Source organism: Bacillus sp. es.034 (genome assembly GCF_002563655.1).
In the GTDB taxonomy this organism is placed as follows: Bacteria; Bacillota; Bacilli; order Bacillales; family Bacillaceae_B; genus Rossellomorea.
Window position 1 is genome coordinate 67,313 of sequence record NZ_PDIY01000001.1, and the last position, 20,177, is coordinate 87,489.

Sequence of the window (20,177 nt, forward strand, 5' to 3'; positions counted from 1 at the left end):
GGTTTTCTAAGATTTCATTTCTTCAAATTTTCCTTGCTCATGAGCAGCATCCAAACGGTTGCTGCCAGCCTCTTTCTCTCCAGGATGAGGATGAAATTTTTTATACATATCAGTGAAATAGGGTTCAACTTCATTCGCCCATTGAACACTTGCCCGGCTTTTTTGAAGAAGGGATTCCTGTTTTTCTTTTACTGATTGGAGTACCGCCTCTTCATCGAATGAAACCATTTTACGATTCTTGAGAATCCATTCTCCCTTTACCATCACTGATTCAATCGAACTCCCATTTTCGTAATACACAAGCTGAGAAATTACATCGGCATTCACTGTTAAAGCAGATGAGCGCTTGTTTAGTAAAACAAGGTCCGCTTCATAATCCTGTTTAATTTTTCCCCGCTTTTTCTCTTCGCCTAATATGTGTGCTCCCCCAACTGTCGCCATTTTAAGGACATCTATCGGCTGCAGCCATTCATGGAAATTGGGATGTTCTTGCCGGCTGTGCATAACAGCTATCCTCATGGCTTCAAAAAGGTTATGGGAGATTCCGCAATTGGAGGAATCCGTTCCTAAGGCCACGTTGATTCCATCTTCAAGATAGGATGATACGTTCGCTCTCCCGCTGCCAAGCATCATATTACTGACTGGATTATGAACAAAGGAAACCCCATGTTCAGCTAACATCTCTGCCTCATCATCTTCAATCCAAATGGAATGGGCGGCGGACAACTTTCTCGAAAGTAATTGTTGATCCCGCAGTCTGCCGAGTATGCCGCCCGAAAACGCCGAATCCCCGACTTTCTTTTGAATTCTTGTTTCGAGAAGATGTGTATGAACACATGCCCCTCTTTGTTCACTCAATTCCTTACATAACGCGAGCATTTCCTCGGAACAACGCTGCGGAGCATTTGGACCGACTACTATTTGAATTCGATTATTTTTATCATGCCACTTTTCGAAAAGAGAGTTATAAAACGCTCTCATTTCAACCACTGATATCGGTGTTGCTTGGTCCAGTTTTCGCTTTGTATCGATCGGCAACTCAACTGGAAGAAAATGATGATCAGGAATATCATGCATCATGGGAGCGAATCCGACTCTAATGGATGATGCTTCGTATGCTTTAAGGGCTGCTTCTGATCTTCTGATATGAGGAAAATGGTCAATGCAACTGGTCACACCGCTTTTAATCATGTCTATTACACCTAAAAGTACTGCATTGTAAATATCCTCATCATCAAGTGAATAACCATATGCTGTTGTATAAAGGGACCACATTTCTAATGGAAGATTGCTGGTTGTTCCTTTTAACAGATTCGAATAGGAATGATAATGAGCATTCGTCATACCAGGCATGACGATCATTTCAGATCCATCGATTGTTTCATTTACGTGAATTGTTGGTTCACTCCCAGGGAGGTGTGGGATGACTTCTTTTATGCGTCCATTTTCCACACATACACTGCCCTGAATGATACCTGACTGGTCATCCATCGTAATGATGGTGGTGTTTTTAATGAGAGTTGACATGGAGTCACCCCTTCAATGAATAATTTTCAAAATATTAAGATAACTAAGCGCGTAAAAAGATTTATTTTTGTGTCTCTGCATAGTTTGTTTCCAGAGTAGAAATTCGTTCTGCAAAACGTCGTGCCACTGTCTCTCCATCTACATCCATCAGAATGGATGTATTTGATTCTGAATGACCCCACTGTCCTGTAAACTCAGTGACCGTCTGACCGGCTGTAAGTTCTCCTTTTGTCTCGATTGAAACAAAAGCTGGCTGGACCTTAAAGAGTTCTGGCCAAAGGGCATAAGCTACGGCTGGGACATCATTAAAGAAAACGCCTGTCTCCGTTTCTGACGATTGCTTGGCGGCAATGTAAGCCTTGCGCCGAAATTCAGCGGCCTCTAATAGGAAAGTTCCTGGTCGCGTATTCGCATACCTGATACGTTCAAGGTTTTCGTGTGAGATTCTCACTTTTGTACATACATCGAGACCTACCTGTACGATTGGGGCACCAGAATTGTATATCACCCTTGCTGCCTCGGGATCAGTTGCCAGATTGAAGGACGCCACTGGGGAATAGTTCCCGGCAACACGGACTGCGCCACCCATGACAATGATCCTTTTCACTTTCTGCGCGATACCAGGGTCTATAGATAGAGCCAGAGCCACATTGGTTAATGGACCTATCGCTAAAATAGTGATCTCGTTTGGTGCTTCGTTACAGCGCCTCACAATCTCCATGGCTGCAAACTCCCCGGCTTCTGATACGGTAGGGGCTGGGGCCTCGACTCCACCAAAACCATTATTGCCGTGAATATGCTTGGCAAATTGCGGTTGACGTATGAGGGGCCTGCTTGCTCCCCGGTAAACGGGGATATCCGTCCTGCCTGCTAATTCAAGTAATGAAAGGGCATTATGAGTCGCAGTCTCCACCTCAATATTTCCATGTACTGTTGTCAAAGCTTCAATATGCATTTCCGGTGACGCAAGTGCAAGATAGATTGCGGCAAGGTCGTCTACCCCCGGATCCGTGTCAATAATTACTCTTTCCATCATCATGTTAACTCCTCCTATTCTCTTTTATAAGAATATCAAGACACATATCAGCACTAACTCCTTACTGTAATAAGGTTTCGGTCCCAACGCCTTCGATACTCTTTTTCTATTAAAACTAAACCAATTGAGAGTTTCTTTCTCTGTCTACCCCTTCGCAGAAGCGACGTGTTTTGTCCTCGTCAACCGGGTTCGTCATAATATCATCCACTTTCGCCCCATATCCAAAGACAGCTCCATCCGCATATTTGAGCAGATTGGCGGTTTCGACTTTCATTCCACTGCCGATAATGATTGGAACATCAGGGACTGCATTCCTTACCGCCTCTAAATTCTCAATGGAAGGAGGTTGAGCTGATTCCTCACCCGCAAGAATGATAGCGTCCGCCATTCCACGATAGGCAGTATCACGAGCCAAGACATCAATAGGACGAGCCGCTAAAGGAGCAGCATGTTTTGTTTGGATATCTGCGAAAATCTTGACTTTATTCTCTAAACCAAGAAATTTACGATATCTTGCTACCAAGTGCGCCGTACCGTTAATAAGACCCTGATCGGTTACGTATGCATCTGTCAGGACGTTAAGTCTGATAAAATCAGCCCCTACTGTTCCAGCAACTGCTAAAGCAGATTTCCACGAGTTTCTCAGGATATTAATCCCCATTGGAAGCTTCACTTCACGGCGAATTTCGTGAGCAATCAATGTCATCGCTGCTACTGTTTCAGGTTCCTCTGTTTCAGGGTAAAATGGGTAGTCATTAAAGTTTTCTACCATAACTGAGCTGGCTCCGCCTTTTTCAAGACTTTTTGCATCACGGATGGCAGCTTCTAATACATGGTCGATATTCCCTTCATATAGGGGGGATCCTGGCAGCGGACCTAAGTGAACCATTCCTAATACTGGTTTTTCGACACCGAACATATTTGCAAATGAGGTTTTCATACTATTTTTCTCCTCCTTTTAATGTTGATCATGTTCCTACTAGGGGGTAAATTCTTAAACTCTCAATCCATTATTCTATTCCATGAACGAATGGGCAGTTGGAAGGGAAGGCATTTATTCTTTGACTCCGGTTGAAGCCATCCCTAAGTCGATTTCGTCCATAGAGAGTGCAACATCGGCATCCATGCTTGGTGCCCGAAGCTGAGAAGTGAGTCCGCCATCAATGGCTAAGACATGACCCGTGATGTATGAAGCATCAGGTGAAGCTAAGAAACGGACTCCATGACCAACATCTTGAGGCATTCCAAGCCTGCCAAGTGGAATGAGAAGGTCAGGAGAGGATTCCTCCCCGACTGCTGTACGGTTTTCAACCTCTATGGCGCCTGGCATCACAGCATTCACCCGGATTTTCCATGGAGCCAGATCAAGTGCCATTGCTCTTGTAGCGGCCTCAATGGCCCCTTTCGTCGCATCGTAAGCGACACGATTCCGATGCGCGCGCGTTGCTCCACCAGAACTCATATTGATGATGACCCCGCCCTCCCCCTGATGGACCATTGCTCTTGCCGCCATTTGGCTACAGTAGTATAGTCCATTAAGGTGTACATTCATGAGGTTCTCCCACATAGGGAAGTCCGTTTTTAGAAAGTGTCTTTCCGAGAGCGGTCCGTGACCAATACCAGCATTGTTAACAAGCACATCTATACCTCCTTGGAAATGACGTGCTTCCTCAAAGAGGTTTTTCACATCTTCACTTGACGCTACATCCGTATAGACGAATAGACCTTCTCCTCCAGATTCAATGATCTCCTCCACACAGCGCTCGCCCGCTTCAGGATCAATATCAGCAATGACCACCGATGCACCGGTCTCTGCGAAAGCCAGGGCAATTCCACGTCCAACCCCCTTAGAGCCGCCAGTCACGATCACACGTTGCTTTTTTTTATCACTCATTGTTTATACACCTCATTCAAATTTAGTTATCCAATTCCGTTTGGATAAGACTCTTTCGCAAATGACTTCTCTATTACTACAAAAATTTAAAACTGCTAAACTACTGACTTACAAAACACAAAGCATGTAAGCCTTTTCATTTAATTGCAAACACCACCTGGATAGTTAAAGAAGGTAAGGTAATCCTACTTGGACTGTTTCGCTAACGCTGACTCCTCTGCCAATTCAATCGTTGTATAATCCTCCAATGTATCAGAAAACCAGTATTGTAAGTCTGCTTCTCTTTCATGAACATAAACAGGTTCCCCGTTAACCAGTTTCAAAGGTATATCATGTCCGGGTACTAAAATACTGTTCTCCCTTTTTTTCCATAAACTCCATAAGTAATCGATAGAATGCTGGCTATCTGAGAGATTCAGTGTCATATCGACGTTTCTTGATAAAAGCTCCGCCCTATTCTTAGCGGCATCCCCGCTAAATATCAGATCATAATCCCCATTGTCTACGGTGTACGCCAAATGACCTGGTGAATGTCCTTTCGTTTGATGCGCCACAATTCCTGGAACAATTTCTTCAAGGTCGTTGACCAACCTTATTTGTGAAGAAGAATTTAATTCTTTCACATACAATTCAGGAACATGCCAACCTCCAGGTGGTTCGTTTATTGCCCAATCCATATCCACCTTCCCCACTACAATGGTCGCGTTGGGGAACATAGTCCAATTAACACAATGATCCCAATGCGTATGTGTCAATAAAACCATAGAGATGTCACTTGGAGATATACCTCTGGCTTCGAGTTTATCTAATAGTAAAGGCCTGACACCGAAGCTGCCGACATCGATAATAATGTGTTGGTCATGGTGGGACAATAACGTGACTGTACTCCATCCCAGCCCCCCATGAGTGGATGACTTTCCGGGAAACCCTTGAATAAATATGTTGTAGTCGTACATTCCAATCCCCTTTCATCGTTGTTATTGAGTTGGATACCTTGAATGAGATTTAATGTTAATCCATTCAATTAGTTTAGATTTACATGATCTGTAAGAGAATAAATAAATCTTTTAAAAGACTATTCCTGGAAACGTTTCCACAAAACCTCCTAGAAACCTATTTCATTTTTAATTTACGAGTTGGATATCATTCAGAAAATGAAAACGTTGTTTATAGGGCTTCTTGCAGCTGCCTGTACATAATAGGGTCATTCTGGAGCTGATAATAGCACAAAAACTTTGATGTTTAGTTTAGTTGAGTGGATAATACTTATTCATCCAAAAAAAATTTGATTTAAATAATGTGGAAACGTTTCCACTTATTTAAATCAAATTATACATACTTAGTAAACCACTTTCAATGATTTTTTTGAAAATTTATAAAATTATATTCATTTATCCTGAATCTCCAAATGTCTTTTAATTATTTGCTTCTCTCTCCATTGTTGACTCCCTTTCAATAAGAGTCGGATAAAAGAGGACAGTTTCTTTGATTATTTGTTTTTCCTTTATTGCTTTCACCATGATTTCGATAGCCCTTTGACCCATTTCTTTAATTGGCGTTCGTATAGTCGTAAGCATAGGATATAAGATTTCCGCATATTGAGAATCATCAAAACCAACAACTGACAATTGCTCGGGAATTCTAATATTCAGCTCCCTTGCAGCTTTGTAGACACCAACAGCCACACTGTCGCTAACCGCAAAGATTGCCGATGGCCTATCATTTTTTTGCAACAATCTCATTGCATTTTTATAACCGCTTTCAATATAAAACTTGTCAAAAATCACATAATCGTCCTTTATAGGAACGCCTCTTTCATTCAAGGCTAACTTGTACCCTTGGTGCCTTTCGATGGATGCGTAAGTTTCAGGATCCCCGCCGATAAAGGCAATATCCTTATGCCCTAAATCCAGAAGATGTCTCATCGCTTTATATGCTCCATCAACATTATCAACTATGATCTCATTTAGAATTAATTTCGGGAATTTCCCCCCTAATATGACCACTGGCAGCTCAGGATAGTTTTCCTTCAATTCTTCTATATTTCCATCATCAGCCTCTGGAGATGAAAAGATGATTCCATCGACTCCTTTAGCAATCAGTAGGTGTATATACTCTGCTTCTTTCTGCAAATTGTTATCTGTATTACATAAAAAGATGTTAAATCCATGACTATTTGCTCGATCCTCTATTGTTCTAGTCAGATCTGAATAAAAAATATTCTTTATATCAGGTATGATTAAACCAAGAGTTAATGTTTGTTTCTTCTTCATTGCAGCAGCTACCAGACTTCCTTGGTAGTTAAGCTTCTTAACTGCATTAAGAACCTTTTCTTTCGTTTTTTCACTTGTATACCCGCTCTTATTAAGAACTCTTGACACTGTGGAGATTGAAACATTAGCTTCTTTTGCAACTTCCTTTATTGTTACCAATACTGACACATCCTTATGGAAACGTTTCCTCTTTTTTTACCAGTATTATAATTCTACTATAATTCTACAAAATTTGTCGATTTCCTTTTATTGATAAGTGAACAAATGTAAAAATACCCCTATCTTCTAAATGAATTTACATGATAGTTATACATATTGGGGTGTATGTTCATGATCATCCGTTAAGCTGACAGTTACATGAACAGTTACCTCTTTACTTAGGTCACTATCCCACCCCATATGAATACATATGAAAGGGAGGAGGAATGACCAATATGATTCTTAAGATGATTGACTTGAGTTTAATGGCTGAACACCTGCCTGTTCATAAAGCTGAATTGGATAAGTTAGCCTCGTATATATGTACCATTCAAAACCCGGAGATCAAAAAGGCTGCGACAGAGCAGTACATGATTATGCAAAACCACGTGAAAGTAATGATTGCGCTTATGGATCCTGTTCAAAATGAAACGATCAGTATTGAGGACCTCCATAAGTGGGACCCTGTTCCATTTAACTGTCAACAAAAATATACAAGCATGAGCCAGGAGAATATCCTAAAAGAACTGGCCACTACTGCCGAATCCATGGCGAACAAAAACTTCAACTCTGGGCTAAGAATGAAAGCTGAAAATGTCCGCAACATTCATATTCATATGGCCCTGCAGCAAAGCACGATGCTTAACCGTTACAATGCCCTAATGGATAAATTCATCAAAGATACAGCCCCTGTAAGTTCGAGAAAAGAGCAGGAAGAAACGATGGAGACATTTAGAAAGATGTTTCACCTTTAAAGGAAGCACGGGGACGGTTCCCGTGCTTCTTTCTTTAAAACGTCGCAGTATTATTCGACTGATCTGCCTTCACACAATCAATCGCAATCACAAGAGCCAGAATCATCGTCTCCATCTCTTCCTCCAGTATCTGCACCCTGTAACTGTCGCCCCAACTGAACCATTTCTTGCCTACTTCACCAACGACTCTCCCCTGATGTAACACCTGAAAGTCCATATCCATCCAGTTTCCTTCCACTTCAATGCCTGCCGCATCAATAGAATACTTGGCCTTCAGAAAGGATAATTCTTTCTTGATCGTCACGACCTCTTCACTATTCACCTCAACAAAGAACGTCGGCAGAAAGCTCAACACCTTTTTCGTGATCAGGGCCACTTCTTCCCGGTCCTGATTCATGATGGAGAATGTCTTCGGGACCTTCATGAAGCTTCCTTCGACATAATAGACGTCCTGCTCGTCCTGGTCCTTTACGGTGAATTTTTCACTGAGACTGAACACTTTCTGTTTGATGTAAAGCTGTTTCATATCAGTTCCCCCATTTTACGTCTTTCCTTTATATACGATTGAGATGGGGATAAGTTCCAGTCATTCCTCAACATTTTACCTACTCCACATAAAAAAGCCATCCCTCACAAAAGGAATGGACCATACTCTCTCTTTATCTCTCACACGCCCAGTCATCTTTATCCCGGTCATGCTTCGATGCATAAGCAGGATGATCGGAAGGGACTCCATCCGGATAAACTTTTCTCAGTTCGGTACAGTTTTGATAGTACTCTTGTTGTTGGGCAGCTGCCGGTTCTTCCGTTGTTGCACTTGAGCTGGATTTAGAAGTTGTAGATGCTGTCGTTGTCTTCTTTTCTTCCTTTGGATCCAGGTCCCCTTTAGTGGTGCCATTTTCACCGTAAGCCCAGAGGCCCGTTCCATTCTCCCTTGCTTCCCGGGCGAATTTCACGAAGTACTCGCTGTATTTGACATCCGGATTATAGGTCGACGGCTCTGCATATCCGTTTAACACCAGGTCGGCATTGAACATCTTGGTCCGGATCTCTTCTTCGTCCATGTCATCCTTAGGAATCTCAAGCCAAATAAGACGCAGGGAACGATTGTACCGGTCCGTTTCCGACACATCTTTTTGTAACCAGACCGTCTTGCCTTCTAACTTTTCCGTCGTATAGTTACTTGCTTCTTTTCCGTATTCTTCTGTTCTCGTTGTGGATTCCGGGGTGTTGACGCCTATGAACCGGACTTTTCTTCCATCCTTCAATTCGACTGTATCGCCATCTACCACTCGGGAAACCAGCACTTCTTCCAATCCGAATGTCTCGGAAAGCTCTTGTTGCTCTTTCTCAGCTTTTGCTTTTTCCTTTGCCGCCGTCTCTTCTTCTTCCTTGGCTTTCTTCTCTTCTTCCGCTTTCTTTTCTTCCTCTGCTTTTGGCTGTTGGTCGGCTTCATTCTCAGCATTCTCAGTAGCTACTTGATCCACTTGATCTGATGGAGATGCACAGCCCCCGAGGATAATCCCGAGAATCCCGATTGTTATCAACCCACTTGAAAACATCCTTCTGACTTTTCTCTTTTGAGAAGTTTGGTATAAACCAAACACCACAATCAATAGTCCCACCCATGCTGCAGGCGTCATCATCGCCATGAGCAAGGTGAGAATGACGGCGATGGCAGCCAAGATCATAGGTAATCCTTTCATTTCAGCACCTCATCACATTTTTTCGTTCAAACCGTTCACGATTCCCTTCGACTGACCGCAAAATTTTTAACAGATTAGTATATTAATTGTATTATAAAATGGCTTATTTATCAGATAATATCGCAATTTAGTGAAGGTTTTTCTGTACGAGCAGAAAAAAAGAATGCAAAAAGGGATCAGTCCCCCAACTTTCAGGCAGATCCCTAAAACGCATCTTTCACCTTCCCAAACGATTCATTTTATTATGTTGTTTTCTTTTCACCCATGTTAAGAAAAACAGGTCTGTCCGCCTACTAAAATAGATAGAATCCGCTCAAAATCTTTCTCACTTATTGAAAAATTCAAATAAAAATGGTCTTTTGTCCCGGGGATGAGTCCCCTCCTCTTCCTCCCTCTATTTACATTCATTTACAACACGTTAAAAGTGGGCTCCTATAATATGAACTGTTCGATTCAATAGATTCATGAAGGGAGTCATCCACATGACGAATGAGAGATCAATGGAAAATTGGATTCAAAAGCTGAATGAAGAGACCTTATATAAAGGGGTCGACCGCCGCAACTTCCTTCAAGGGGCGGGTAAAGTAGCTGGCATTTCCCTGGGGATGGCGATTGCTCAATCGATGGGCGGTTGGTCTGCCTCGGCAGAAGAAGCCGGATTTCAGGATTTCCCTTTTTCACTTGGGGTAGCTTCCGGTGACCCACTCCCGGATGGTGTCGTATTATGGACACGTTTAGCCACTGACCCTCTTAATGGTGGGGGCATGCCTGACCGCAAGATTCCAGTGAAGTGGGAAATCGCGAAAGATGAACATTTCCGCCGCATTGTGCAGCGCGGTACGGAAATGGCAAGTCCGTCCCTCGCTCACTCCGTTCATGCCGAGGTAGGGAACCTGGAAGCAGGAACGGTGTACTATTACCGGTTCAAAGTCGGTAAGGATTTTAGCCCGATCGGAAGGACGAAAACCCTTCCTGCCCTGAATGCAGACGTCTCAAGTCTGTCCTTTGCCTTTGCTTCCTGCCAGCAATATGAGCACGGCTATTATACGGCCTATAAGCATATGGCCAAAGAAGATCTTGATCTCGTTTTCCATCTTGGAGACTATATTTATGAATACGGCCCGAATGAGTATGTAGCTAAATCAGGAAATGTACGAGACCATAAAGGTCCTGAAATCCGCACGTTGGAGGACTACCGCAACCGCCATGCCCAATACCGGACGGATGCGGACCTGCAGGCGGCACATGCGGCTTTTCCATGGGTGGTGACTTGGGATGATCATGAGGTGGAAAACAACTATGCCGACATGATTCCTGAAAAAGGCCAGTCTGTGGAAGAGTTCGTGAGAAGGCGTGCCGCAGCCTACCAGGCCTACTACGAGCATATGCCGTTAAGGAGATCTTCCATGCCTCATGGAGTCGACATGCAGCTCTACCGTCAGTTCTCATACGGGAACTTGGCCAATTTCATGGTGCTCGATTCCCGTCAGTATCGTTCCGATCAGGCAAATGGAGATAAAAGCTCTCCCCAGACGGAAGAATCCCTGGATCCTTCCCGCACGTTGTTGGGCCGCGAACAGGAACAATGGGTTCTGGATCATCTCGGCAACTCCAATAGCTCCTGGAATGTACTGGCCCAGCAAATCTTTTTTGCTAAAAGAAATTATGGTCCAAGCCCTGATCAACCTCGTTACAGTATGGATGGCTGGGATGGCTACACACCTGCAAGGGAACGCATCACGGCATTTGCCCGTCAGAAAAACATGGATAACCTGATTGTCCTGACAGGAGATGTACATGCGAACTGGGCATCCAATATCCTGGCAGACTTTGACGACCCTTCTTCCCGCATGCTTGGAGCAGAGTTTGTCGGTACATCGATCACATCAGGCGGGGACGGCGCAGACAAGCGGGCTGACACGGACCGCATTCTTGCCCAGAATGAACATATTAAATTCTTCAACGATTATCGCGGATATGTCCGCTGCCATGTCACGCCGACCCAGTGGAAAGCCGATTATCGTGTCGTTCCATTCGTTTCGAGTCCAGGAGCGGATATTTCTACCAGAGCCTCCTTCGTGTACGAAAAAGATGCAGAAGGACTGAAGGAAGTGTCAACGTCAACCGTTCCAGAAGGGAAACCTCTGTCTTCTGAGGTAGAAGAGGATCGTCATGAAGCGCATGCCCGCGCCCATAAAAAACAAGCCCAAAAAGGCAAGCATATGCAAATGAACTAGCACCAAGGAGGCTGATGCCATGAAAGATCGCAACCAACAGGTGATCGGACACTTGGAAGAGCTGAGGAGCCGCGCCATTAAAATCGTACTCGCCTTTATCGGTTTCCTGATAGTGGGGATGGCTTTTATGAAACCGATCTATGGATGGCTGATCAGGGATATAGACATGAAGCTCGCGATTCTCGGACCTAGTGACATTTTATGGGTGTACCTGATGATCGCATCTGTGTTCTCAGTCGCAGCCACCATTCCAGTCGCTGCCTATCAAATTTGGCGGTTTGTCTCGCCGGCTCTGAGTGCAGCAGAAAGAAAAGTCACGTTACGCTTCATACCCGCCTTGTTCTTTCTGTTCATTTTCGGCATTGGGTTCGGCTATTTCCTACTTTTTCCGATCGTCCTGAACTTCTTGACCACCCTGTCAGCCGACCAATTTGAAACGATGTTCACAGCGGAGAAATACTTCCGATTTATGTTACACCTGACCCTGCCTTTTGGATTATTATTCGAAATGCCTTTAGTCATCGTCTTTCTGACCGTACTTGGCATTTTGGATCCTTCCAAATTAAAAAAATCAAGAAGGGTCGCCTATTTCTTGCTGATTGTCATTTCCGTGGTGATTACACCGCCGGATTTCCTTTCCGATGTATTGGTCATCCTGCCGCTCCTCCTTTTATATGAAATCAGCATCACCTGCTCAACCATGGCTTATAAGAAAAAGGCTTCCCCTTCTGCGGAGTCAAATGCAGGTCAAGAGAATGTTGCTCTATAAAGGAAGAGACTTGAATGAACACACCATGAACAGAAGAGGCTTCTAAGCGGGATCGGCACATCCGTGTTCCCAAGCACATTCCATTAAACCGACAGGAGGAGAAACCTATGCTTACAAATATCGGAATCCCTGGATTAATTCTCGTACTGGTAATCGCCCTGATCATCTTTGGCCCGTCAAAACTACCGGAAATCGGACGTGCATTCGGAACGACCTTAAAGGAATTTAAAAGTGCTACGAGCGATTTAGTCAATGGAAATGATCAAGAAAAGAGTACCTCAAGAGGCGAAAGTCAACGACTGACATCTGTGGAAAAAGACAAACAGCATACAGGCAGCTGACCCGACACATCAAAAACCGCCCAGAGCTTCTTAGCCTGGGCGGTTTTCGATGTTGGGTATCCAGTTCTCTAACTGTGACCGTTCTCTTCTTTCCCTTTCAAATAGTTTTCATATACTTCCCTTGCCTTATCCGCTCCTGGCATTTCTTTCGTTATTCTTTTATGTATTTCACTTACCAGATAAAGCCCCCTGAACAAACAACCTGCAATGATACCGAAAGCCAGGATGCCGCTTATCCAGGGTCCGGATATAAACAAGACCATACCTAGTAAACTTGCTAAAAAAATCGATAATATCAAGTACAAACGAATATATCCCCCTTCTCTCTAAGCATTAGTTCCTCTAGGATCGCGAGCAAGAAAGACAGATCCCTTGACCTAAAAGGAAAAAGGGTACCGTCCCCACTTTATCGGGAGTAAAAAAACAGTCACCCCATAAAAGAATAACTGTCTCTTAATCTCCTACATGCTACCCCCACGATGCTTCACTCTATAAAGAATAGAAGCAAACAGATTGGCCAAAAAGAATAACGGGTTCCCCTGCATATTCCCAAGAAGGCTCAGTTCACCGGCATTCATGTCATCATACATCTCTCCCTGTTTCTTTCCTTTCAATCGATTCTTTTCCTCTTCAGCTTTTAAAGCGATCAAGAAGCAATATTGCATAGGTAAGATCAACAGGGAAATCAATACATATAAACCGATAACAGCTAGAAAGATATACAATTCCAATTTGACTGCCTCCTTAAATCCATCACTGTTTTTATTCCTTATATATGTATACGTTTAAATGGATTGGAAAGTTTCGTTAATGGGGAGCACAGGGACGGTTCTGCTGCTTCCCAATCATTGAAAAAAGAAGCAAGGGAGCCCCCTTGCTTCATTCTTTACTTCAAACTCTCCGATAACTCGGTGAATATTACCCCTAGCGCATAAGCACCTGCATCGGGATGACCGAGGCTTCGTTCCCCAACGGTACCTGCTCGTCCCATCCGCGCAACAATATCCTTGGTTTTCTCGGCTCCTTCTACAGCGGCGGCTGCTCCTTTTTCAAACGCAGTCTTGAAGTCATCCCCGTTCGCTGAACTTGCCGACCAAGAGTCAGCACATGGAACGAGTGCATCCACGAGGGTTTTGTCGCCGACCTCTGCTCCTCTGCCGAAGGATCTCTCGCCAGTATCCTGGATTCCCTTCACCGCGGCCTGCAGCATGTCCGCGAATTCTTTCACGGTCAGTTCGGTTCGATCTTGCGCCGCTTTTCCTGCCGCACGGAACGCAGATCCCCAGATTGGACCGGAAGCACCGCCGCAATATTCCATGATGACCATGGAACTTGCATCCAGGAAGCTGCCGATTGTGAGATTTTCTTGACTAAGGATGTCTTTCCACTCCCGCTTCAATTGCTTAAAGCCTTTAGAGACGCTCATCCCGAAATCCCCGTCTCCGGCATGTGAATCCAATTCACAGAAAGGTACTTCATTCTTGATGATGATGTCGCTCATTTTATCCACGAGGTAGATCACGTTATCAAGTGTTGCCTTATTATTCTTGATCACAGCGTTCTCTTCCGATGTCTCCACTTCGAAGGAGACTGGTTTCTTTTCCTCACCTTCCTCCAGGTCGATGTACTCCACACCCGGTACCGGTCCGTCCACCCTGAACGCAGGCGCTGTACTTTCACTGGATAGCAATGTTTTCAACTCTTCATCAAGCTTCATCACCGTCAGGGAAGCCCCTGCCATATCGATGCTCGTCATGTAATTGCCGACAAAGGCTCGGTTAATCTGAATTTTTTTATCCGCCAAAATCCGGGTGACGGAATGATTGAAAAGATAGAGTTCTTGCAGTGGCGTTCCTCCAAAGCCGTTTACAAGGACCACGATCTCGGAAGCATCTCCCTCTTCCATTTTCAGATCCTTCAGAAGGTCGTTGACCATCCGCTCTGCCAGTTCGTCTGCAGACGCCATTTTTTCCCGTCTTGTCCCAGGCTCACCGTGAATCCCGACACCATATTCGATTTCGTCGTCAGCCAATTTGAACGTCGGAGCTCCACTAGCTGGGACGGTGCAGGATGTCAGTGCGAATCCGATGCTGCGGACATTTTCAGCCGCCTTCTCCGCCACTTCTTTGACTTCCTTCAAGCTTCTACCTTCTTCAGCCGCCGCTCCCGCAATTTTATGTACCAACACGGTTCCCGCGACACCGCGGCGTCCCACGGTATAAAGACTGTCTTCCACGGCAATATCATCTTCCACTTTGACATATTCCACAGGGATGCCGTCCTCTGAAGCCATGTGAGCCGCATTTTTAAAATTCATGATATCCCCGCTGTAATTCTTAATGACCAAGAGGGCTCCCTTTTTACCGGCCGTCGCTTTAATCGCCTGATACACCTGAATCTGTGAAGGCGACGCAAACACATCCCCGCACACAGCTGCATCGAGCATCCCTTTCCCAACTAGTCCAGCATGTGCAGGCTCATGTCCACTTCCTCCGCCGCTGATCAACGTGACCTTCTCTTCATTCAAATCCTTTTTCTTCATCACCTTATACTTCTTCATAAACTCAAGCTCCGGATGAGCCATGGCCATCCCATTGCACATCTCCACGACCAAATCTTCAGGTTCATTCATGACTTTCTTCATTCATAACTCCTCCTTCAGTTTTGTGATTGCTCAAATTATCTCACTCTCCACATTAAAACGAAAGCAAGAAGCATGGGGACGGTTCTGTTGCTTCCTCTAGATGAAAAAAAGAAGTACGAGCATCGTTCCTGCTTGTTCAAACATGGTAAGATGATATTATCAGAATTTTAAAAATCATTTAGATGAGTAACAAAAAATTGAATGACCTAGGAGAGATGATGATGATATTCCTATGCATGGGCTATTTCAACTCTGAAAAAATGGATGCACGTCCAAGTGCGGAGATTGAAGCGGTGATGGCTGAATGCCAGCCGCACACGGAGAAATTGTATGAAACGGGGAAGGTGCTCCTTGATGCAGGTCTGGAATCTGAGATCAAAAACTTGCGCCGGGTGGACGGGAAAGTCATGGTAACAGATGGGCCGTTTACAGAATCGAAAGAGATGATCGGCAGCGTCTTCATTTTTGAAGCAGAAGACATGGATGAAGCGATCGAGCTTGCTTCTATTCATCCGACGACGCAATTGAATATAGGAGAAGAATTTGGGTGGCGCATCGAGATCCGTCCTGTTCATTTTTTTAAGAATGATAAGTGAGTTACTAAGTAAATCGATTCATATTTTTCTAAAAGAATGACCGTTTTGATCAAGGAGTGGATGATATGACGAATGGAACGAGTTTCGTTCAGGACGTTCTTGAAACGTACAAACGCGCCGTCTACGAAAGCGATGTTGAAAAATTCCTATCTATCTATTCGGCAGACGTACATATTTATGACTGCTGGGGAAACTGGGAGTGTAAGGGCCTTTCTTTATGGAAGAATAGTGTGACAGAGTGGTTTAATGGTTTGAAGGAAGACGGATATTTACTACAAGTGGATATGAATGATTTAGTTATTGAGGAAAATACGAATGTTGCATTTGCTCATTGTGCTGTGACTTACTCTGCTTTCAGGGGAAATTCCGAAGAGAAGGATCGTCAAATGACCAACCGTTTCACATTTGGCTTAAAAAAAGAGAACGAATCTTGGCTTATCACACACGAACATTCTTCATTGCCAATCGATATGCAAACTGGAAAAGGGATCTTCAACGTAAAATAATAGAATTGGTAGAGAAAAATAGTGCATTTCTTCAAGAAGGAGAAGTGCCTTTTTTTATGAAATGTATGAAAGAATGTGAGTTCAAAAGGGAAAGGGAGAAATGAACATGAATGACCTTACATTGATTGACACATACAAAAGCTTCCTACAAACATATTCTCATGAGCAGCTAAGGTATATACCCGAACAAGGGGTCTGGTCTATCGGCCAAATGTATGACCATCTACTTGTCGTGGCTCATGAGTATCTGGACAGTGTTGAAGCCTGTGCGCTGGCTCGTGGAGAGCAAACGCAGGGGAAAACAGAGTTTGGTGACTATTTATTTAACATTGGTGGATTCCCGCCTATTAAAATCACATTACCACCCGAACTTAATGCTGCCCCGGACAATACAAAATCGAAAGAGGATATTAGACGAGAGCTTGATCAACTAATGGAGCGAATGAAAGAGTTGAAAATGAAGGTAGATGAAATCAATCCAAACTACAAGCAGGAGCATGGAGGCTTTGGATGGCTGAATGCCCAGGAATGGTTTGACCTCGTTGCCATGCATTTCCGTCATCATCTGAGGCAGAAGTATGAGTTAGATGGTGTATGGGTGAAGCATGGAGACGGTTCTGATGCTTCCATATAATAAAAAAAGAAGCAAGGGAACCGTCCCCTTGCTTCCTTCCTTCACTCATAAATCCCTTTCAGGACTTTCGCTGGTACTCCTGCAGCCACTACATTTTCAGGAACGTCTTTCGTGACAACCGCTCCAGCAGCAATGACAGAATTGTCCCCGATTGTGACACCAGGCAGGATCGTGGCATTAGATCCGATCCAAACGTTCTTCCCTAACGTCACCGGTGACGCGAATGTGGTGTTCCTCGTCTCCAGAGGCAACCCATGATTCAGTGTCGCAATCGTGACATTCATGCCGATCAGTGAACCGTCTCCGATGTGAATGCCGCCCCTGTCCTGGAACGAACACCCTGTGTTGAAGAACACATTTTTTCCGATATTAATGTTTTTCCCAAAGTCCGTATAAAATGGCGGGAAGCACATGAACGACGAATCCACTTCGGTTCCGGTCAGTTCGCTGAATATCTCGACGATTTCTTCCTTGGAATGATAAGAAGTATTCAATTCCATCGTGATCCGTTGGGCTTCGTAGCTGCATTGAGTCAGCAGGCCGTGCAGTTCTTTATCCTCACCGGAAATGGGGTTGCCTTCCTTGCAAAATGTCAGGAACTCTTCCATATTCATGCTCTTGGTCACCTGCTTTCTTTACCTTTAAATCGTGCTCGTATCAATCACAAATCGATACTTCACATCAGAACCCAATACCCGTTCGTACGCTTCATCGATATAATCGGCCGAAATCACTTCAATCTTAGGGACGATTCCGTGTTCCCCACAGAAATCGAGCATTTCCTGTGTTTCGCGGATGCCTCCGATCATGGATCCTGCAAATGAACGGCGGTGGCCGATCAAGGAGAATACATTGACTTCCAGTGGTTCTGCAGGTGCTCCCACATTGACCATCGCGCCATCTAGTGTCAAGAGGGAAAGATACGCACTGATATCAATCTTGGCGCTGACCGTATTAATGATCAGATCAAATGTCCCGGCAAGTTTTTCGAACGTATCCGGCTCGGTGGTAGCATAATACGCTTCCGCCCCGAATTCCAGTCCATCCTCTTTTTTGTTCAACGTACGGGAAAGGACCGACACTTCGGCACCCATGGCATGTGCGATCTTGACCGCCATATGACCGAGTCCACCCATGCCGACAACCGCTACTTTTTTCCCTGGACCTGCATTCCAATGATTCAGCGGGGAATACGTCGTAATCCCTGCACATAACAGAGGTGCAGCAGCGTCAAGTTCGATGTTATCAGGGATGCGAAGGACAAAATCTTCCGTTACGACGATATGAGTGGAATAGCCTCCTTGAGTCGGCTCACCATATTTGTCCACGCCTGCATACGTCGGTACGTTTCCTTTCAGGCAGTACTGCTCTTCCCCTTCACGGCAGTTCTTACATTCGCCGCAGGAATCCACCATACATCCGACCCCTACACGGTCGCCGGCTTTGTACTTCGTTACCTTGGAACCGACCTCCGTGACGATTCCCGCAATCTCATGTCCGGGAACGAGCGGATACTTCACTTCTCCCCATTCACCGTGTGCCGTATGGATATCAGAGTGACAGATCCCTGCATACTTGATTTCAATCAGAACATCATGCACATCCAGATCGCGCCGCTCGATTTCAGCCTTTCTGAACGATTGGTCAGGACCGTCAACTGCTCGTGCTTTAGCTATTACCATAAGTAAAAACCTCCTGTATTAGATGTTTGTAAGAGAAACCAACTCTTATAGAACCAATGGTAATCCCTATAGTTAACTCTAGGTCAAGCGATAACTCTTTACGAATCTGTTTTTGACTGCAGCTGATAACCATGCTATGATCTTCCACAAACATAGAGTTAACTCGACGTCTAGATGAATGAAAAGGAGCGAGAATATGAAGACCTATTCAATTGGAGAAGTGGCAAAAAAGTTGAATCTCTCAATCTATACCCTGAGATACTATGACAAAGAAGGCCTCATGCCTTTCGTAGAACGAACAGAAAATGGCACCAGACGATTTAAAGAATCCGATATCTCCGCATTACATATCATCGAATGCCTGAAATCCACCGGGATGCCAATCAAGGAAATCAAACACTTCATCGACTGGTGTGCAGAAGGTGACGCCACCCTGCAGCACCGTTATGACATGTTCCTCGAAAGAAAAGCCACCGTAGAAGCAAAGATTAAAGAACTCCAGCAAACCATGGAAGTCATCGACCATAAATGCAGCTATTATAAGACCGCATTGGATGCAGGTACGGAAGATGTGCATAGAAATAAGAAGATAGAGATTATTCATCCGTAACGCTTCTTCTATGCAGTAAGTAGGTGTGCATACTCCTAGACAAATAGATTGATTTATCTAGTTCTTTTATAAATAATAGAACAATTCAAGACGCAACTATACTTAGCGGAACATCCACATACGGGACTGCTTCAAATGAATAAAAAGACCCAAAGTATAAGCTTTGGGCCTTTTTTGTATTTCTTCATATAGATATCATTCAGTTATTTTCCTTCACCGGCAACACTATGGACGAATATACAGAACCATTTACCTCGATGTCCACTCTCCATTGACCACTTTCAGGAAACCACAGCTCAATGGATTGTTCTTTTTTTGGTCTAGCTAATGCCAAGGGTTCTCTCTTCGCCTTTCCTTTATGAGAAAAAATTAACCGAACCTTTTCAGCATCGACTGCCTCATAGGGCAATGTGAGGGTCGTATTATAGTTCTCTTTTTCATAAATAAACGAGTTATACTTGATACTCCCACTCTCATCGCCTAAGAATAGGTCACCTTCTGAAACAAAATCAGGACTTGTATGCCATTTTGCTTGATTTTCTCCCGAGAAGTGAAGGAACACAAAAAGCAGAACCAATGCCAAACAAGCAATTTGAACTTTCCAAAACCCGTTTACTGTTTTAAATGAATTCATCATCTCGGAATAAGGAGCCACCATTTTTAAAATTATAAATCCAACATTTAATAAGAGTAATGCAAAAGCTATATATAAAAACATCCAATCCCCCTAAAACATAGAATGCGAAATGAACTCCACTCTATAACCATT

Annotated in this window: 22 protein-coding genes; 8 read left to right on the forward strand and 14 right to left on the reverse strand. The window is 44.1% G+C overall.

The window, feature by feature from the left end; all coding sequences use genetic code 11:
- Positions 1 to 6: 6 nt before the first annotated feature.
- From ATG71_RS00320 to ATG71_RS00345, 6 genes are all read right to left on the reverse strand, one after another.
- Positions 7 to 1,527, reverse strand: coding sequence for an amidohydrolase family protein (locus tag ATG71_RS00320; protein WP_098437473.1), 1,521 nt, complete (start codon positions 1,525 to 1,527; stop codon positions 7 to 9).
- 61 nt (positions 1,528 to 1,588) lie between these two features.
- A complete protein-coding gene (locus tag ATG71_RS00325; RefSeq protein ID WP_098437476.1) occupies positions 1,589 to 2,566 on the reverse strand; it encodes a nucleoside hydrolase in 978 nt (325 codons plus the stop codon).
- A 112-nt stretch (positions 2,567 to 2,678) separates the two neighbouring features.
- Positions 2,679 to 3,503 (reverse strand): BtpA/SgcQ family protein, encoded by an 825-nt coding sequence (locus ATG71_RS00330; RefSeq protein WP_098437478.1) that lies wholly within the window; start codon positions 3,501 to 3,503, stop codon positions 2,679 to 2,681.
- 114 nt (positions 3,504 to 3,617) lie between these two features.
- Positions 3,618 to 4,457 (reverse strand): SDR family NAD(P)-dependent oxidoreductase, encoded by an 840-nt coding sequence (locus ATG71_RS00335; RefSeq protein WP_098437481.1) that lies wholly within the window; start codon positions 4,455 to 4,457, stop codon positions 3,618 to 3,620.
- Positions 4,458 to 4,642: 185 nt separating this feature from the next.
- Positions 4,643 to 5,413 carry an MBL fold metallo-hydrolase gene (locus tag ATG71_RS00340; protein WP_098437483.1) on the reverse strand — a complete coding sequence of 257 codons (771 nt, stop codon included), beginning with the start codon at positions 5,411 to 5,413 and terminating at the stop codon, positions 4,643 to 4,645.
- A 459-nt stretch (positions 5,414 to 5,872) separates the two neighbouring features.
- On the reverse strand, positions 5,873 to 6,889 hold the full coding sequence (locus ATG71_RS00345; protein ID WP_179886411.1) for a LacI family DNA-binding transcriptional regulator: 1,017 nt from the start codon (positions 6,887 to 6,889) through the stop codon (positions 5,873 to 5,875).
- 275 nt (positions 6,890 to 7,164) lie between these two features.
- Between ATG71_RS00345 and ATG71_RS00350 the strand changes: the two genes are divergently transcribed.
- Complete coding sequence (locus ATG71_RS00350; RefSeq protein ID WP_098437488.1) at positions 7,165 to 7,683, forward strand: hypothetical protein; 519 nt, start codon at positions 7,165 to 7,167, stop codon at positions 7,681 to 7,683.
- A gap of 34 nt (positions 7,684 to 7,717) precedes the next feature.
- On the opposite strand, the gene ATG71_RS00355 is transcribed toward ATG71_RS00350, so the two are convergent.
- Both ATG71_RS00355 and ATG71_RS00360 read right to left on the reverse strand, forming a co-directional pair.
- Entirely contained in the window at positions 7,718 to 8,209 is a 492-nt protein-coding gene (locus ATG71_RS00355; RefSeq protein ID WP_098437491.1) for an LURP-one-related/scramblase family protein, read from the reverse strand.
- A gap of 133 nt (positions 8,210 to 8,342) precedes the next feature.
- On the reverse strand, positions 8,343 to 9,389 hold the full coding sequence (locus ATG71_RS00360; RefSeq protein ID WP_098437494.1) for a thermonuclease family protein: 1,047 nt from the start codon (positions 9,387 to 9,389) through the stop codon (positions 8,343 to 8,345).
- Between the two features lie 482 nt (positions 9,390 to 9,871).
- Here ATG71_RS00360 and ATG71_RS00365 point away from each other — a divergent pair, with 482 nt between their 5' ends.
- From ATG71_RS00365 to ATG71_RS00375, 3 genes are all read left to right on the forward strand, one after another.
- Positions 9,872 to 11,626, forward strand: coding sequence for an alkaline phosphatase D family protein (locus ATG71_RS00365; RefSeq protein WP_098437496.1), 1,755 nt, complete (start codon positions 9,872 to 9,874; stop codon positions 11,624 to 11,626).
- 19 nt (positions 11,627 to 11,645) lie between these two features.
- On the forward strand, positions 11,646 to 12,395 hold the full coding sequence (gene tatC / locus ATG71_RS00370) for a twin-arginine translocase subunit TatC (protein ID WP_098437498.1): 750 nt from the start codon (positions 11,646 to 11,648) through the stop codon (positions 12,393 to 12,395).
- A 107-nt stretch (positions 12,396 to 12,502) separates the two neighbouring features.
- Positions 12,503 to 12,736 carry a twin-arginine translocase TatA/TatE family subunit gene (locus ATG71_RS00375; RefSeq protein ID WP_098437501.1) on the forward strand — a complete coding sequence of 78 codons (234 nt, stop codon included), beginning with the start codon at positions 12,503 to 12,505 and terminating at the stop codon, positions 12,734 to 12,736.
- Positions 12,737 to 12,804: 68 nt separating this feature from the next.
- Here the strand turns inward: ATG71_RS00375 and ATG71_RS00380 are convergent, their stop codons facing one another.
- From ATG71_RS00380 to dhaK, 3 genes are all read right to left on the reverse strand, one after another.
- Entirely contained in the window at positions 12,805 to 13,041 is a 237-nt protein-coding gene (locus ATG71_RS00380) for a hypothetical protein (RefSeq protein WP_098437504.1), read from the reverse strand.
- A gap of 156 nt (positions 13,042 to 13,197) precedes the next feature.
- Complete coding sequence (locus tag ATG71_RS00385; protein WP_098437507.1) at positions 13,198 to 13,467, reverse strand: DUF3949 domain-containing protein; 270 nt, start codon at positions 13,465 to 13,467, stop codon at positions 13,198 to 13,200.
- Positions 13,468 to 13,622: 155 nt separating this feature from the next.
- A complete protein-coding gene (dhaK, locus tag ATG71_RS00390) occupies positions 13,623 to 15,380 on the reverse strand; it encodes a dihydroxyacetone kinase subunit DhaK (RefSeq protein ID WP_098437508.1) in 1,758 nt (585 codons plus the stop codon).
- Between the two features lie 215 nt (positions 15,381 to 15,595).
- Between dhaK and ATG71_RS00395 the strand changes: the two genes are divergently transcribed.
- From ATG71_RS00395 to ATG71_RS00405, 3 genes are all read left to right on the forward strand, one after another.
- The gene (locus tag ATG71_RS00395) at positions 15,596 to 15,976 is read left to right on the forward strand and encodes a YciI family protein (RefSeq protein ID WP_286162869.1); all 381 of its coding nucleotides are present in this window, start codon (positions 15,596 to 15,598) and stop codon (positions 15,974 to 15,976) included.
- Positions 15,977 to 16,041: 65 nt separating this feature from the next.
- Entirely contained in the window at positions 16,042 to 16,482 is a 441-nt protein-coding gene (locus ATG71_RS00400; protein ID WP_098437513.1) for a YybH family protein, read from the forward strand.
- Between the two features lie 106 nt (positions 16,483 to 16,588).
- On the forward strand, positions 16,589 to 17,116 hold the full coding sequence (locus ATG71_RS00405; protein ID WP_098437515.1) for a DinB family protein: 528 nt from the start codon (positions 16,589 to 16,591) through the stop codon (positions 17,114 to 17,116).
- Between the two features lie 41 nt (positions 17,117 to 17,157).
- Here the strand turns inward: ATG71_RS00405 and ATG71_RS00410 are convergent, their stop codons facing one another.
- Positions 17,158 to 17,730, reverse strand: coding sequence for a sugar O-acetyltransferase (locus ATG71_RS00410; protein WP_098437518.1), 573 nt, complete (start codon positions 17,728 to 17,730; stop codon positions 17,158 to 17,160).
- A 27-nt stretch (positions 17,731 to 17,757) separates the two neighbouring features.
- A complete protein-coding gene (locus ATG71_RS00415) occupies positions 17,758 to 18,798 on the reverse strand; it encodes an NAD(P)-dependent alcohol dehydrogenase (RefSeq protein ID WP_098437520.1) in 1,041 nt (346 codons plus the stop codon).
- A 196-nt stretch (positions 18,799 to 18,994) separates the two neighbouring features.
- On the opposite strand from ATG71_RS00415, the gene ATG71_RS00420 reads away from it, so the two are divergent.
- Complete coding sequence (locus ATG71_RS00420) at positions 18,995 to 19,408, forward strand: MerR family transcriptional regulator (RefSeq protein WP_098437523.1); 414 nt, start codon at positions 18,995 to 18,997, stop codon at positions 19,406 to 19,408.
- Between the two features lie 199 nt (positions 19,409 to 19,607).
- On the opposite strand, the gene ATG71_RS00425 is transcribed toward ATG71_RS00420, so the two are convergent.
- The gene (locus tag ATG71_RS00425) at positions 19,608 to 20,126 is read right to left on the reverse strand and encodes a hypothetical protein (RefSeq protein ID WP_098437525.1); all 519 of its coding nucleotides are present in this window, start codon (positions 20,124 to 20,126) and stop codon (positions 19,608 to 19,610) included.
- Between the last annotated feature and the right edge of the window lie 51 nt (positions 20,127 to 20,177).

Coding starts and splice junctions, on each gene's coding strand:
- ATG71_RS00420 (WP_098437523.1), top strand. CDS start 18,995: ATGAAGACCTATTCAATTGGAGAAGTGGCAAAAAAGTTGAATCTCTCA.
- ATG71_RS00400 (WP_098437513.1), top strand. CDS start 16,042: ATGACGAATGGAACGAGTTTCGTTCAGGACGTTCTTGAAACGTACAAA.
- ATG71_RS00395 (WP_286162869.1), top strand. CDS start 15,596: ATGATGATGATATTCCTATGCATGGGCTATTTCAACTCTGAAAAAATG.
- ATG71_RS00405 (WP_098437515.1), top strand. CDS start 16,589: ATGAATGACCTTACATTGATTGACACATACAAAAGCTTCCTACAAACA.
- dhaK (WP_098437508.1), bottom strand. CDS start 15,380: ATGAAGAAAGTCATGAATGAACCTGAAGATTTGGTCGTGGAGATGTGC.
- ATG71_RS00365 (WP_098437496.1), top strand. CDS start 9,872: ATGACGAATGAGAGATCAATGGAAAATTGGATTCAAAAGCTGAATGAA.
- ATG71_RS00340 (WP_098437483.1), bottom strand. CDS start 5,413: ATGTACGACTACAACATATTTATTCAAGGGTTTCCCGGAAAGTCATCC.
- ATG71_RS00410 (WP_098437518.1), bottom strand. CDS start 17,730: ATGAATATGGAAGAGTTCCTGACATTTTGCAAGGAAGGCAACCCCATT.
- ATG71_RS00325 (WP_098437476.1), bottom strand. CDS start 2,566: ATGATGATGGAAAGAGTAATTATTGACACGGATCCGGGGGTAGACGAC.
- tatC (WP_098437498.1), top strand. CDS start 11,646: ATGAAAGATCGCAACCAACAGGTGATCGGACACTTGGAAGAGCTGAGG.
- ATG71_RS00350 (WP_098437488.1), top strand. CDS start 7,165: ATGATTCTTAAGATGATTGACTTGAGTTTAATGGCTGAACACCTGCCT.
- ATG71_RS00425 (WP_098437525.1), bottom strand. CDS start 20,126: ATGTTTTTATATATAGCTTTTGCATTACTCTTATTAAATGTTGGATTT.
- ATG71_RS00330 (WP_098437478.1), bottom strand. CDS start 3,503: ATGAAAACCTCATTTGCAAATATGTTCGGTGTCGAAAAACCAGTATTA.
- ATG71_RS00360 (WP_098437494.1), bottom strand. CDS start 9,389: ATGAAAGGATTACCTATGATCTTGGCTGCCATCGCCGTCATTCTCACC.
- ATG71_RS00335 (WP_098437481.1), bottom strand. CDS start 4,457: ATGAGTGATAAAAAAAAGCAACGTGTGATCGTGACTGGCGGCTCTAAG.
- ATG71_RS00320 (WP_098437473.1), bottom strand. CDS start 1,527: ATGTCAACTCTCATTAAAAACACCACCATCATTACGATGGATGACCAG.
- ATG71_RS00415 (WP_098437520.1), bottom strand. CDS start 18,798: ATGGTAATAGCTAAAGCACGAGCAGTTGACGGTCCTGACCAATCGTTC.
- ATG71_RS00355 (WP_098437491.1), bottom strand. CDS start 8,209: ATGAAACAGCTTTACATCAAACAGAAAGTGTTCAGTCTCAGTGAAAAA.
- ATG71_RS00375 (WP_098437501.1), top strand. CDS start 12,503: ATGCTTACAAATATCGGAATCCCTGGATTAATTCTCGTACTGGTAATC.